We start from the raw sequence: 13197 nt of genomic DNA, 5'->3' as shown, positions 1-13197 counted from the left end.
AGACGGCTTCCCCGATCGAGGGGGCTACGTGGCGGTCAGTCCTCGCTACCGACACGCTCGATGTTTCCTCCGAGCTCGCTCAGGATCTCCACGAACCTCGGATATCCGCGATCGATGTGATAGACGTCGTGAACCTCGGTCACCCCATCGGCGCACAAGCCCGCGAGGACGAGTCCCGCTCCGGCACGGATGTCCGATGCCCACACGGGAGCGCTCGACAGTTCTTCGACGCCTCGTACGACAGCGTGGTGTCCGTCGGTACGTGCGTCTGCACCGAGGCGGATCATCTCCTCGACAAATCGGAAGCGCGCCTCGAAGACGTTCTCGGTGATCATCGACGTTCCGTCGGCGACGGCGGCCAGTCCGATCGCCATCGGCTGAAGGTCGGTCGGAAACCCCGGGTACGGCAGCGTCGCGAAGTTGACCGCGCGAGGCCGGTCCTTCTGGACCACGTGGAACCCGTCCATGTGCGGTGTCACCTCCGCGCCTGCCCCCCGAAGCTTCTCGAGGACCAATGCGAGATGCTTCGGGTTCACTCCGCGGACGACCATGTCGCCCCGGGTCATGACTGCGGCGATCCCCCATGTGGCCGCCACGATGCGATCTCCGATGCACCGGTGCGTTGCGGGCTGAAGTGAAGGCACACCGACGATATGAAGCGTCGTGCTTCCGGCACCGGTGATTCGTGCACCCATCTGGACCAGCATCGTGCACAAATCCACAATTTCGGGTTCACGAGCTGCATTGTCGATGGTGGTCTCGCCCTTGGCCAGAACAGCAGCCATGAGAATGTTCTCGGTCGCGCCTACAGAGGGGAACGCCAACCGGATCGCAGCGCCACGCAGATCCTCAGCCTCGGCCACCACACATCCGTGCTCGATCGAGCTTTGTGCACCGAGGAGCCGAAGCCCTGTCTGGTGCATATCGAGAGGACGGGAGCCGATCGCGTCCCCACCGGGCAGGGCCACTACCGCGCGCCTGCACCGCGCGACCAACGGACCGAGCACGCACACGGATGCGCGGAACTGCCGAACCGCAGCGAAGTCAGCGTGGTATTCGGGTTGCGCAGGCGTCGTGATGCGAACTTCGTCGCCCTCGAGCACCACCTCGCAGCCGAGTCCGCGCAGCACATCGGCCATCAGGGGGACGTCGAGGATGTCAGGGCAATTCGTGATCGTGCTGGTGCCCTCGGCCAGAAGGGCCGCTGCCATCAGTTTGAGCACACTGTTCTTGGCACCGCCGACACGGACGTCACCGACCAGCCGGCTACCGCCGGTCACAAGAAAGCGTTCACTCACAACGACACAGCGTAACCAGGTCTCTGCGACTGCATCGGAGCCGGTACCGTGGCGGCCATGGCTGTCCACCTCACAAGGATCTATACCCGCACCGGCGACGACGGAACTACGGGCCTCAGCGACTTCTCCCGAGTATCCAAGAACGACGCGCGGTTGGTCGCGTACGCCGACTGCGATGAGACGAATGCGGCTTTGGGTGTAGCGCTCGCACTCGGGTCCGTTCCGGACCGTGTGGTGCCGGTAATCCAGCAGATCCAGAACGATCTGTTCGACGCAGGCGCCGATCTGTCCACTCCGGTCGCCGAAAACCCCAAGTATCCGCCGCTGCGGATCACACAGGAGTACATCGACCGGCTCGAACGCTGGTGCGACGAATTCAACGAGGAGCTCGAACCGCTGAATTCGTTCATCCTTCCCGGGGGCACTGCAGCGGCAGCGCTACTGCACACGGCACGCACCGTGGCACGCCGCGCGGAACGAGCAGCATGGGCTGCAGTCGACGCCGCGCCCGACACCACGAGTGTTCTCCCTGCGAAGTACCTCAACCGGTTGTCCGACCTGTTGTTCATTCTCAGCCGGCTCACCAACCCGGATGGTGACGTGCTCTGGAAACCCGGCGCGGGAGCCTAGGTCAGGCTCACCCGAGGCGGCGGCGCTGCGAACGTTCGTCCGGCCTGGACTCGAGCCAGGACAGGAACGCCGTACGTGCGCCGCTGTCGAGTGCCACCTCGAAATTGCTGTCATTGTCGACGATGTCGAGAATGACGATGTCGTCGGTCATGATGTCGAATTCGCTCCCCTCAGGAGAACGACGGGACCGCACATCGATGCCCTGGCGACTCATTCGTGAATCCGGGCCCGGCTTGATGCTCGAAAGCTTGTAGAAGACGAGTGTGTTGTCGCCGTAGCGGATGATCCCGTGCCTCCAACCGGAACCATTGCTGCGTGGCATGACACGCACAATCGCGGCGGTACCACCGCGACGCAACTTGATGAAGCGAAAAAGAAGAGCCGCGACGGCAGCCGCGAGCAGCAACACCAGGATGATGAGAACGATCATTCCTACTGACACTGCTCGTCGGCTCCGTCGCGGCTTTCCTTGATGTCTTGCTCAGGCTCGCTCGACGGCGCGCAGGCGCCCCTTGGCCGCCGCGATCTCGGCGTCGTCCTGGCTCTCGGCCAGAACGGCCTTGGCCGCTTCGACGTCGATGGTCTCCACCAGATCTGCGGATTCCGCCAGCACGGTCACGGTCGTCGCGGTCACCGAAAGGAACCCACCGTGCACCGCGAGGACGATACGCTCACCGTCCGCGGTCTTGATGGACACGACACCACCTTCGACGAGCTGGCCGAGGACCGGCTCGTGACCGGCCATCACGCCGATCTCACCTTCAGTGGTCTGAGCGGTGACCAGCGTCGCCGTCCCGGACCACAGGCGCTCCTCGACAGCGACGACGTCCACGGTCATTTCAGCCATCGCGGCCTACTTCCCGGCGATCTTCTTGGCTGCGGCCTCGACGTCGTCGAGTCCACCGCAGCTGTTGAACGCCTGCTCGGGCAGGTGATCGAACTCGCCCTTGCAGACGCGGTCGAACGCCTCGATGGTGTCGGCCAGCGGCACGACGGAGCCCGGCTGGCCGGTGAACTTCTCAGCGACGATGAAGTTCTGGCCGAGGAACTTCTGAAGACGACGTGCACGGTTGACCGTGACCTTGTCCTCTTCGGAGAGCTCGTCCATACCGAGGATGGCGATGATGTCCTGCAGTTCCTTGTACTTCTGCAGGATCCGCTTGACCTCGTTGGCGACGCGGAAGTGATCCGCGCCGACAATGCCGGGCTCGAGGATTCGCGAGGTCGACGTCAGCGGGTCCACAGCGGGGTAGATACCCATCTGCGAAATCGGACGCGAGAGCTCGGTGGTCGCATCGAGGTGCGCGAACGTGGTCGCGGGCGCGGGGTCGGTGTAGTCGTCGGCGGGGACGTAGATCGCCTGCAGCGAGGTGATCGAGCGACCGCGGGTCGAGGTGATGCGCTCCTGGAGCTCACCCATCTCGTCAGCCAGCGTCGGCTGGTAACCCACGGCGGAAGGCATACGACCGAGAAGGGTCGACACCTCCGAACCGGCCTGGGTGAAACGGAAGATGTTGTCGATGAACAGCAGGACGTCCTGGCCCTGAACATCGCGGAAGTACTCCGCCATGGTCAGCGCGGACAGGGCGACGCGCATACGCGTTCCCGGCGGCTCGTCCATCTGGCCGAAGACAAGGGCCGTGTCCTGAAGGACGCCCATCTCTTCCATCTCGAGGTGGAGGTCGGTGCCCTCACGGGTGCGCTCGCCGACGCCGGCGAACACCGACGTGCCGGAGAACTCACGCGCGATACGGGTGATCATCTCCTGGATCAGAACGGTCTTGCCGACACCGGCACCACCGAACAGACCGATCTTGCCGCCCTTGACGTACGGGGTGAGCAGGTCGATGACCTTGATACCGGTCTCGAGGATCTCGGTCTTGCCCTCGAGCTGATCGAAGGCCGGGGGCTTGCGGTGGATGCCCCACTGCTCGCCATCGCGACCGGTGCCCGGTGCGTCGAGGCAGTCGCCCAGCGCGTTGAACACGTGGCCCTTGACGACGTCGCCGACGGGCACGGAGATCGGACGGCCGGAGTCGGTGACGGCTGCGCCGCGCACCAGGCCGTCGGTCGGCTGCATCGAGATCGTGCGGACCAGGTTGTCACCCAGGTGCTGCGCGACCTCGAGGGTCAGGGTCTTCGCCACGGACGGCAGAGTGACCTCTGCGTGCAGGGCGTTGAACAGCTCGGGCACGGCGCCACGCGGGAACTCCACGTCGACGACGGCGCCGATGACGCGGACGACGCGCCCGGCAAGGGCCGACGCCGCACCGGCGTTGTTGTCGGTAACTGCTGCGGTCATTGTGGTTCAGTCACTTCCTGCACTCGAGGCGAGCGCACCGGCACCGCCGACGATCTCGCTGATTTCCTGGGTGATCTGGGCCTGGCGGGCCTGGTTGGCCTGACGGCTGAGGGTGTTCACCAGTTCCGTGGCGTTGTCGGTTGCGGCCTTCATCGCGGTACGACGGGCAGCCGACTCGGAGGCTGCCGCGTCCAGCAGCGACGCGAAGATTCGCGTGCTGATGTACTTGGGCAGAAGCGCGGCGAGGAGCGTCCCGGCTTCGGGCTCGAAGTTGTAGTCGGGCTGAGGTCCGGAGCCGCGATGACCATCGCTGAGCATGTCTTCGCCCAGTTCGATCTCGTCCTCGGTGACACTGACCTCGAGAGGCGCCATGCGACGCACCTCGGGGGTCTGGGTCAGCATGGACACGAACCGGGTGTAGACGATGTGGAGCTCGTCGACGCCCTCGATGGTGCCATCGCCATTCGGAGCGGGAACCTCGGAACCGGAACCGGCCATGAACAGCTCGACCAGATGCCGGCTCGCCTTCGCGGCGTCGGTGTACCGGGGCTCCTGCGAGAACCCGGTCCACGCACCGGCAACCGCACGCTCACGGAACGTGTAGAACGCCAGACCTTTACCGCCCAGCACGTACAGCACGGGCTCTTTGCCCTCGCTGATCAGCAACTGGCGAAGCTCCTCCGCCTCCTTGAGGACGTTGGAGTTGTAACCACCGGCCATACCGCGGTCACTGGTCACGACCAGCACTGCGGCACGCTTCGGGTTCTCGCGCTCGTTGAGCAGGGGGTGATCCAACGACGCGGACGCGCTCGCCAGTTCCGAGAGGACCTTGGTGATCTCCTCGGCGTACGGCTTGGATGCTGCCACTCGGGCCTGAGCCTTCGTGATGCGCGACGTCGCGATCAGTTCCTGCGCCTTGGTGATCTTCTTGGTCGAGTTGACCGACTTGATCCGCGAGCGGAGCTCACGCAAGTTCGCCATTCGTCGATCACACTCCCTTCACTGGACGCTGGGTCATGGTCTCCACGCTCACTTACGTACGGAGGTGCGCTTGACGGAGACCTGCTCCTGCTCGACCTCGTCGGCTCCGAGAGCTTCGGCCTCGGGGTCGTTCACGACGCGGCTGCCGTCGGAGGCGATGAAGCCTTCCTTGAACTTCTCGGTTGCTGCCTTGAAGGCGTCGGCGGACTCGTCGGTCAGTGCCTTGCCGCCGGCGATCTGCTCGTAGGCGCCTGCAGCGTTGCGGTGCAGGTCCTCGAGAAGCTCTGCCTCGAAGCGACGGATATCGGCGACCGGAACGGAGTCGAAAACACCTTCACCGGCGAGGTAGATCGACACGATCTGGTCCTCGACAGCGATCGGCGAGTACTGGTCCTGCTTGAGCAGCTCGACCAGTCGCTGACCGCGCTCGAGCTGAGCCTTGGAGGCAGCATCGAGGTCGGATGCGAAGGCCGCGAAGCCTTCGAGCTCACGGAACTGTGCAAGCTCGAGACGCAGCGAGCCGGAGACCTTCTTCATACCCTTGGTCTGTGCGGCACCACCGACACGGGAGACCGAGATACCGACGTTGATCGCCGGACGGACGCCCTTATTGAAGAGGTCGGACTCGAGGAAGACCTGGCCGTCGGTGATGGAGATGACGTTGGTCGGGATGTAGGCGGAGACGTCGTTCGCCTTGGTCTCGATGATCGGCAGAGCCGTCAATGAACCGCCGCCGAGTTCGTCGGACAGCTTGGCGGAGCGCTCGAGCAGACGCGAGTGCAGGTAGAAGACGTCACCGGGGTAAGCCTCGCGTCCCGGCGGGCGACGCAGCAGGAGTGAGATGGCACGGTATGCCTCGGCCTGCTTGGTGAGGTCGTCGAACACCACGAGGACGTGCTTGCCCTGGTACATCCAGTGCTGGCCGAGAGCCGAGCCGGTGTAGGGGGCGAGCCACTTGAAGCCGGCGGAGTCGGAGGCCGGAGCCGCGACGATGGTGGTGTACTCCATCGCGCCGTTCTCCTCGAGGGCCTGCTTGACGCCCGCGATGGTCGAACCCTTCTGACCGATTGCGACGTAGATGCAGCGGACCTGCTGCTTCGGGTCGCCCGTCTCCCAGTTCGCCTTCTGGTTCAGGATCGCGTCGATGCAGACGGCGGTCTTGCCCGTCTTGCGGTCGCCGATGACGAGCTGACGCTGTCCACGGCCGATCGGGGTCATCGCGTCGATGGCCTTGATGCCCGTCTGGAGCGGCTCCTCGACGGGCTGGCGCTCCAGCACGGTCGCAGCCTGCAGCTCGAGGGCGCGGGTCTCGTCGGCTTCGATGTCGCCGAGACCGTCGATCGGCTGACCGAGCGGGTTCACGACACGTCCGAGGAAGTTGTCGCTCACCGGCACCGACAGGACGTCGCCGGTCCGCTTGACTTCCTGGCCTTCCGCGATGCCCTGGAAGTCACCAAGGATCACGGCACCGATTTCGGTTGCCTCGAGGTTGAGGGCCACGCCCAGCACGCCACCGGGGAACTCCAGCAGCTCATTGGCCATCGCCGACGGCAGACCGCTGATGTGCGCGATGCCGTCACTGGTGTCGACGACGACGCCGACCTCCTCGCGGGAGGCCTCCGGGGAGTAGCTCGCGGTGTAATTGTCAATCGCGCTACGGATCTCGTCGGAGGAGATCGTCAGCTCCGCCATGTTCTTCCTGCTCTCGGTATCTGGTCTTCGAAAAGATCTAGGTGTGTGTTCGGAAGTGGACTACGTGAGGCTCTTGCGCACTGCTGCGAGTCGCCCCGCCGCCGTACCGTCGATGACCTCGTCGCCCACCCGGACGACCAATCCACTGAGAAGCTCGGGATCGACCTCGACGTGCACCGTCACAGGCTTCCCGTAGACGCGGGTCAACGTCGCGGCAAGCCTGTCCGACTGCTCTTCGTTGAGAGCAGCCGCGCTGCGCACATGGGCCACGGCCCGGTCGCGCTGCGTCGCGGCAAGTGCCGACAACTCGTCGAACGTGTCGGCCGGGGACGCCTTCAGGCGGCCGACCGCATGCACAGCGAGAGTCGAGGTGATTGCCGTCGACTTGCCGTAGAGCAGGCGCGACAGAAGCTCGCGCTTGGCCTCCACCGACGTGTTCCGATCGGAAAGAGCCTGCTCGAGTTCGCCGTTGCCCGCCACAATGCGGCCGAGCCGGAAGAGCTCGTCCTCGACGGTGTCGAGCTGGTCCTGGTTCGCTGCTGCCTGGAGCAGGGCCTCACGACCGAGCTGCACGAGCGAGTTGGTCAGGTCGGATTGCGCCGACCAGTCCTGGCCCACCGCGGCTTTCACGGTCGCGAGAGCTGCGGCCGAAACCTTGCTCCCGAAGACCTGCTCGGCCAACGTCTCGCGGACGGCAGCGGGGGCCGAGGCGTCGGCCAGCGCACCGCGAAGGGTTCGCTGGCTGTCGAGCGCCTCGACCACCGAGAGCAGTTCCGAGCCGGCCTGAGCCGCAGCGGCAGTCTCGGCACCCGAGCCCAAGGCGGACTGCAGTGCGGACCGCGTATGAGCGAGTGCCTCACGGCTTGCTGCGTACATTGTGCTCACTTTCCGGATGCAGAGTCAGCGCTGAGGGAGTCGAGTTCGTTGAGGAACCGATCGATCGAGCCGGCACGCTTGACGTCGTCGGCGAGAGACTCACCGATGATCTTCTCGGCGAGATCGACCGAACTGCGACCGAGGTCGCTCCGGAGCTCGGCCACGATCTGCTGACGCTGGGCCTGCAGCTGGTTGTGACCGGCAGCGACAATGCGGTCGCTCTCCTCCTGTGCCTGAACCTTCATATCGGCGATGATCTGCTGGCCCTGAGTGCGGGCCTCCTCGCGGATCTGTGCAGCCTCGGTGCGAGCTTCGGCGAGCTGAGCGCGGTACTGCTCGAGCGCTTCCTTCGCCTCTGCCTGGGCTTCTTCCGCCTTCTTGATGCCGCCTTCGATCAGCTCCGAACGCTCGTCGAGCACCTTCTGGAACATCGGAAGTACGTACTTCCAGAAGACGAAACCGACGATGATCAGGGCGACCAGCGACCAGACGATGTCGTACGTCGCGGGCAGGAGGGGATTGGGGGTCTCCCCTTCCTCTGCCGCGAGAATCAGGATGCTGTCAGCCATGGTGGTCGTCGAATCAGAAGATGAAGCCGGCAACGATGCCGATCAGGGCCAGGGCCTCGGTGAATGCGATACCGAGGAACATCGTGGTGCGCAGCTGTCCGGCCATCTCGGGCTGACGGGCCATGCCCTCGATCGCCTTGCCGACGACGATGCCGATGCCGATGCCGGGGCCGATGGCGGCGAGGCCGTAGCCGACCGCACCGAGACCGCTGAAGGTGGTCTCCTGCTGGGCGAGGACGTCTGCTGCCTGAAGCGCAACGCTCATTGGTGTTCCATTCCCTTTCTTGTGGCTCGGCCCCGGGGGTCGGCAACCGAGTCAGTCTGTGTGTTTCTGTCGGTCGTGCTGGTCGGCGAGCTAATGCTCTTCCGCGTGCAGGGCCAGATCGATGTACACCGCGGTGAGCAGCGCGAAGATGTAGGCCTGCAGAACGATCACGAGGAGCTCGAAGAAGGTGAACGCGATCCCGCCGATGAGCGAACCGATACCGAACACCTTCATGATTCCGTCGGAATCGAAGAAGAAGAACTGCGTGGCACTGAAGAACAGCACCAGCATGATGTGACCGGCCAGCATGTTGGCCATGAGACGGATGGTCAGCGTGAACGGGCGCAGGAGGAAGGTCGAGACGAACTCGATCGGAATCACCAGCACGTGCAACGCAGGCGGAAGATTCGGGATGACGATGCTGCTCTTCACGTAACGGAAGAAGCCGTACTTCTTGATGCCCACGTAGTTGAAGACGATGTAGGCAAGCGCGGCGAGCACGATCGGCATGCCGATTCGGGCGTTCGACGAGATATTGAGGAAGGGGATGATCGATGTCAGGTTCAACCCGACCACCAAGAAGAAGATGGTGACGATCACCGGGAGGAATCGACGTCCCTGTTCCTTACCGAGGATGTCCTCGGCGATATGGATCCGGACGAAGTCGAGCATGATCTCGGCGACGTTCTGAACGCCGCGGGGCACGATCTTCGGGCTGCGCATCGCCAGAACGAAGAACAGCGCAACGATCACTGCCACGGCGACGCGGATGATCATCAGCCTGTCCATCTCGAAGGGGGTACCTTCGAACAGGACTGCCGGTGGGAAAAAATCAGCTAGTGACGGCGCGTGGAATTCTCCGGCTGCCAAGGTGGTGACGCTCAGCGCTCTCTCCCGTAGTCGGCCGCAGGCATTGCCGTCTGCGGTTCGATCGGACATTGACGATCCAACAAGTCGACCAGGTCGGCTCGCATGTGCGCCAGTGCTCCGAACCGCATTGCTCGGTTCTGCTTCTGCCGTTGTCGGCGACTCTCGTCGACTCGGCGGCCATTTGAACACGACCGCCTACCAAGTGACAACTGCTCGCGCTCACCCAGTAGGTGCACACAGTGCCACTCGCGTAGGGCTCACACTATCAACTGTTCTACGACAGTGCGTAGGTGGGGCACTCGCTGCGAAGTAATTGACAAACGCATCTACTACTGCGTGTCGTTCTCGCCGTTTTCTTTGCCGCCGGACGAACGGGGTTCGACATACAGTGCACGCTGCGACAGCACGCCGTAGGTCTCGGCTCCGAGCACGATGATCAACGCGAAGATGATTGTGAGAACCAGTGCGCCCTTACTGTAGAAATCGAGCGGTTTCAGCAGGACCATCACGACGATCGCCAAAATGAGCTTGAGAAGCCACGTCCCGAGCAGGACAGCACCCGCAGTGATCGCCGGAAGCTTCGCTGTCAGGAGCACTCCGAGTGCAGTGAACAGGATGAATCCCCCACCGACGGCCGCTCCTATCAGGGCTCCCCACACTCCGGGAAGACCGGCGACGAGGTAACCGATCACCGCCGCGATCACGGTGAGTGCGAGCAGACCCAGCACGCCGTAGCGGACTGCTGCGCGCATCGGAGCCGACGAGTCGGGCAGCGCGGGCAGGATCGGATCGGAACCGTGCGAATCAGGAGAGCTCACGGTCACCGAGCCTAACGGACGCGTTTCCGACGCCCGGTTCGGCCGCCGCGACCACCGTCATCGTGCAGACGCAACGACGGCACCGCGGTGACAACCAGGGCGAAAACCAGCCCTCCTGCCGTCAGCAGAACGACAGCCGTCCGGTCGAGCAGAGAAGCCCCCACCGCGCCGAACGCGAGAACACCGACCCACAGGTACAGCAGCAGCACAACCCTGCGGTGCGAATGACCGATCTGCAGCAGGCGATGATGCAGATGCATCTTGTCCGGGCTGAACGGGCTCACACCCGCGCGAGTGCGACGGACGATGGCGAGCAGTAGGTCGAGGATCGGAATGAACGTGACCGCGCCGACCAGGATCAACGGCGAAAGCAGGCCGAGCAGGTCGCGGGAACCATAGGCACTGAGCGGGATCCGCCCGGACGCGCTGGTCGAGACTGCCGCGAGCATCAGGCCGATCAACATCGATCCCGAGTCGCCCATGAAGATCCGCGCAGGCTGGAAGTTGTGAGGAAGGAAGCCGAGGCATGCCCCGGCAAGCGCGGCGGCGATCAGCGCCGGTGGATACGCAGAGACGTCGCCGCCCTGATCGAGCAACAAGCCGACCGAGAAGATGCAGATCGCCACTGCGGCGATCAGACCCAGCCCCGCCGCGAGACCGTCGAGCCCGTCGACGAAGTTCATCGCATTGATCATCACCGCGGCCACTGCAACCGTGATGAGACCACCCTGCAATTGGTCGAGCACGAGAGTGGAGCCGTCGAACGGGTTGTAGATGACGATCCAGCTCACACCCATCACGACGAGCACCCCGGCAGCGGTGACCTGCCCGACGAACTTGGTGAGCGCGTCGAGGCCCCATCGATCGTCGATGATGCCGACCAGAACGATGATCGTCGCAGCCACCAAGGTCGCCCCCATGTCGGGGGTGAATTCGAATCCCCTTGTCAGGGCAGGGAGTTGCTGCGCAAACAAGACTCCGACGACAAGGCCGAGGTAGATACCCACGCCTCCCATCCGAGGGGTGGGCGTCACGTGCACGTCGCGGTCGCGGGGCTTCGCCACCGCCCCGAACTTCGTCGCAAGTATGCGGATGAGGCCGGTGGAAAGGAACGTCACCACCGCCGCGGTGAGGAGAACGAGTAGCAGCTCTCGGATCGGCACCCCGGCGCCCTGCCCCGACTGGGCGAGCACCACGGCTGCTGAGTCGACTGAAGTCACGAACTCCTGTCCTCCGCCGTCACTCCCCGCCGGAGCGCAGACGCTCGGGGTCGTCGCCCAGCACCTCCGCAATGGCTTCGGCGGATACGGCACCTTCACGGATGATGCGCGGCCTGTTACCGGTCAGGTCGACGATGGTCGAGGCGACGCCGTGCTCGGTCGGCCCCCCGTCCAGATACACGGATGCGGACTCCCCGAGTTGCTCACGCGCCTCGGCGACCGTCGTCGCGGGCGGTTGGCCGGAGACGTTCGCACTCGAGACCGCGAGGGGGCCAACCTCACGGAGAAGTTCGAGAATCACGGGATGCAGCGGCATCCGGAGCATGACGGTTCCGCGGGTGTCGCCGAGATCCCAGGCGAGTGACGGGGCAGCGTGCACCACAAGGCTCAACCCGCCCGGCCAGAACGCCCGTATGAGCTCGCGGGCTTCCGGACGCACGGTGGTGACGAGCCCATCGATCGTCGTCCACGATCCCACCAGAACGGGGACCGGCATATCGCGGCCTCGCCCCTTCGCGCGCAGAAGTGCTGCCACCGCGGAACTGTCGAACGCGTCTGCCGCGAGACCGTACAGCGTATCGGTCGGGACGACCACGAGACGACCCGCTTTGAGCGACCCCCGGGCGGCGTTGAGGCCCACCGAACGCGAATCCGGCTGATTGCAGTCGTACACAGTGCTCACGCTGTCATCCTTTCACTCGCGTCGGTACACCCGAAGATCGACCCCGTTCGCCGAGTGCGTTCAGGACTCGGCCGCCGGTACCGACTGCACACGACTCGCCTCCCGTTCCGTCGGGACCCTCCGCGCAACGACGAAGCGCGGCTTGCCCGCCAGATCCGGATGCTCGACCACGTCACCGAACACGCGGCGCTGAGAGAACAGGGCCGCGACATGCCCGCCGTTGGTGTCGTCGTGTTCAACGGCCACGGCTCCCCCGATCCGCAGCCAGCGAGCGACATTGGAGATCATCGGCTTGATCACGGCGAGTCCGTCCGGCCCGCCGAAGAGAGCCGAGTGAGGGTCGTGATCGATCACTTCCGGATCGAGTTCCGCGCCTTCCGGAATATATGGCGGGTTGGACACGACGACGTCGACAGCACCTTCGAGCGACGCAAGCAGCCCCCGGTCGGTCACGTCGCCCTGATGCAGGACGATCGGTGTATCGCCTTCCCGTGCCCTGGTCTCGGCATTGCGTCGGGCCCACGAAAGAGCCTTCGGTTCGAGTTCGACGGCGTGCACCACCGCATCGGGTCGAGCGTTCGCGATCGCAAGAGCAAGTGCGCCGGATCCGGTGCACAGATCGAGCACCACAGGGTTACGCCGGTCGTACTGTTCGAGGAAAGCCAGCGCCCACCCGAGTAGCAATTCGGTCTCCGGGCGCGGGACGAACACACCGGGACCCACAGCGAGATCGATCGCTCCCATCGGAGACGTTCCGGTGATGTATTGGAGGGGAATCCGTTTTGCACGCTGCGCGATCATTGCCCGGTATGCATCGACCATCGCGGGATCGACGAGAGGCACCAGACCGAGGCGGGTGCGTTCGATTCCGAGGAGGTGAGCAGCCAGCAACTCGGCGTCCACGCGGGGACTCGGGACACCCGCTTCTTCGAGCACCGATACGGCTTCGATGATGGCCAGGCGCAGGGGTTGACGACTCACGAGTACAGGGTCC

At 64.4% G+C, this 13197-nt stretch carries 15 protein-coding genes; 1 reads left to right on the top strand and 14 read right to left on the bottom strand.

Going from position 1 to position 13197, the window contains the following annotated elements:
* Positions 1-35 precede the first annotated feature (35 nt).
* Entirely contained in the window at positions 36-1298 is a 1263-nt protein-coding gene (murA, locus tag ACSYG9_RS19860) for a UDP-N-acetylglucosamine 1-carboxyvinyltransferase (protein ID WP_440124128.1), read from the bottom strand.
* 57 nt (positions 1299-1355) lie between these two features.
* On the opposite strand from murA, the gene ACSYG9_RS19855 reads away from it, so the two are divergent.
* Entirely contained in the window at positions 1356-1928 is a 573-nt protein-coding gene (locus ACSYG9_RS19855) for a cob(I)yrinic acid a,c-diamide adenosyltransferase (RefSeq protein ID WP_440124127.1), read from the top strand.
* A gap of 7 nt (positions 1929-1935) precedes the next feature.
* Here ACSYG9_RS19855 and ACSYG9_RS19850 read toward each other — a convergent pair whose 3' ends face one another.
* The 13 genes from ACSYG9_RS19850 to prmC form a co-directional block, all read right to left on the bottom strand.
* The gene (locus ACSYG9_RS19850; protein WP_440124126.1) at positions 1936-2358 is read right to left on the bottom strand and encodes a DUF2550 domain-containing protein; all 423 of its coding nucleotides are present in this window, start codon (positions 2356-2358) and stop codon (positions 1936-1938) included.
* A gap of 51 nt (positions 2359-2409) precedes the next feature.
* Positions 2410-2775, bottom strand: coding sequence for a F0F1 ATP synthase subunit epsilon (locus tag ACSYG9_RS19845; protein WP_440124125.1), 366 nt, complete (start codon positions 2773-2775; stop codon positions 2410-2412).
* 6 nt (positions 2776-2781) lie between these two features.
* Entirely contained in the window at positions 2782-4230 is a 1449-nt protein-coding gene (gene atpD, locus ACSYG9_RS19840) for a F0F1 ATP synthase subunit beta (RefSeq protein ID WP_169689880.1), read from the bottom strand.
* A gap of 6 nt (positions 4231-4236) precedes the next feature.
* Positions 4237-5211, bottom strand: a complete 975-nt coding sequence (locus ACSYG9_RS19835; RefSeq protein WP_454839662.1) for a F0F1 ATP synthase subunit gamma — start codon at positions 5209-5211, stop codon at positions 4237-4239.
* A gap of 48 nt (positions 5212-5259) precedes the next feature.
* Positions 5260-6903, bottom strand: coding sequence for a F0F1 ATP synthase subunit alpha (gene atpA / locus ACSYG9_RS19830; protein WP_169689878.1), 1644 nt, complete (start codon positions 6901-6903; stop codon positions 5260-5262).
* Positions 6904-6963: 60 nt separating this feature from the next.
* Positions 6964-7779 (bottom strand): F0F1 ATP synthase subunit delta, encoded by an 816-nt coding sequence (locus ACSYG9_RS19825; RefSeq protein ID WP_454843007.1) that lies wholly within the window; start codon positions 7777-7779, stop codon positions 6964-6966.
* Positions 7780-7784: 5 nt separating this feature from the next.
* The gene (locus tag ACSYG9_RS19820) at positions 7785-8348 is read right to left on the bottom strand and encodes a F0F1 ATP synthase subunit B (RefSeq protein WP_440124123.1); all 564 of its coding nucleotides are present in this window, start codon (positions 8346-8348) and stop codon (positions 7785-7787) included.
* A 13-nt stretch (positions 8349-8361) separates the two neighbouring features.
* Positions 8362-8613 (bottom strand): ATP synthase F0 subunit C, encoded by a 252-nt coding sequence (locus ACSYG9_RS19815; RefSeq protein ID WP_054715748.1) that lies wholly within the window; start codon positions 8611-8613, stop codon positions 8362-8364.
* 90 nt (positions 8614-8703) lie between these two features.
* Positions 8704-9552, bottom strand: coding sequence for a F0F1 ATP synthase subunit A (gene atpB, locus ACSYG9_RS19810; protein ID WP_440124122.1), 849 nt, complete (start codon positions 9550-9552; stop codon positions 8704-8706).
* Between the two features lie 260 nt (positions 9553-9812).
* A complete protein-coding gene (locus ACSYG9_RS19805) occupies positions 9813-10235 on the bottom strand; it encodes a hypothetical protein (RefSeq protein ID WP_440127729.1) in 423 nt (140 codons plus the stop codon).
* Positions 10236-10312: 77 nt separating this feature from the next.
* A complete protein-coding gene (locus ACSYG9_RS19800; protein WP_440124121.1) occupies positions 10313-11521 on the bottom strand; it encodes an MraY family glycosyltransferase in 1209 nt (402 codons plus the stop codon).
* A gap of 19 nt (positions 11522-11540) precedes the next feature.
* Positions 11541-12203, bottom strand: coding sequence for an L-threonylcarbamoyladenylate synthase (locus ACSYG9_RS19795; RefSeq protein WP_440124120.1), 663 nt, complete (start codon positions 12201-12203; stop codon positions 11541-11543).
* A gap of 60 nt (positions 12204-12263) precedes the next feature.
* Positions 12264-13184: a peptide chain release factor N(5)-glutamine methyltransferase gene (prmC, locus tag ACSYG9_RS19790; RefSeq protein WP_440124119.1), complete on the bottom strand. Its 921-nt coding sequence runs from the start codon at positions 13182-13184 to the stop codon at positions 12264-12266.
* Between the last annotated feature and the right edge of the window lie 13 nt (positions 13185-13197).

It is taken from the genome of Rhodococcus sp. SJ-2, from assembly GCF_053750035.1.
This window is presented reverse-complemented; position numbering and strand designations above follow the sequence as displayed.

Bases quoted from the DNA above. Each gene is read 5' to 3' on its own strand.
- ACSYG9_RS19805 (WP_440127729.1), bottom strand. From the start codon at position 10,235: ATGCGCGCAGCAGTCCGCTACGGCGTGCTGGGTCTGCTCGCACTCACC.
- ACSYG9_RS19825 (WP_454843007.1), bottom strand. From the start codon at position 7,779: ATGTACGCAGCAAGCCGTGAGGCACTCGCTCATACGCGGTCCGCACTG.
- ACSYG9_RS19845 (WP_440124125.1), bottom strand. From the start codon at position 2,775: ATGGCTGAAATGACCGTGGACGTCGTCGCTGTCGAGGAGCGCCTGTGG.
- atpB (WP_440124122.1), bottom strand. From the start codon at position 9,552: ATGTCCGATCGAACCGCAGACGGCAATGCCTGCGGCCGACTACGGGAG.
- atpA (WP_169689878.1), bottom strand. From the start codon at position 6,903: ATGGCGGAGCTGACGATCTCCTCCGACGAGATCCGTAGCGCGATTGAC.
- ACSYG9_RS19850 (WP_440124126.1), bottom strand. From the start codon at position 2,358: ATGATCGTTCTCATCATCCTGGTGTTGCTGCTCGCGGCTGCCGTCGCG.
- atpD (WP_169689880.1), bottom strand. From the start codon at position 4,230: ATGACCGCAGCAGTTACCGACAACAACGCCGGTGCGGCGTCGGCCCTT.
- ACSYG9_RS19820 (WP_440124123.1), bottom strand. From the start codon at position 8,348: ATGGCTGACAGCATCCTGATTCTCGCGGCAGAGGAAGGGGAGACCCCC.
- ACSYG9_RS19835 (WP_454839662.1), bottom strand. From the start codon at position 5,211: ATGGCGAACTTGCGTGAGCTCCGCTCGCGGATCAAGTCGGTCAACTCG.
- ACSYG9_RS19815 (WP_054715748.1), bottom strand. From the start codon at position 8,613: ATGAGCGTTGCGCTTCAGGCAGCAGACGTCCTCGCCCAGCAGGAGACC.
- ACSYG9_RS19855 (WP_440124127.1), top strand. From the start codon at position 1,356: ATGGCTGTCCACCTCACAAGGATCTATACCCGCACCGGCGACGACGGA.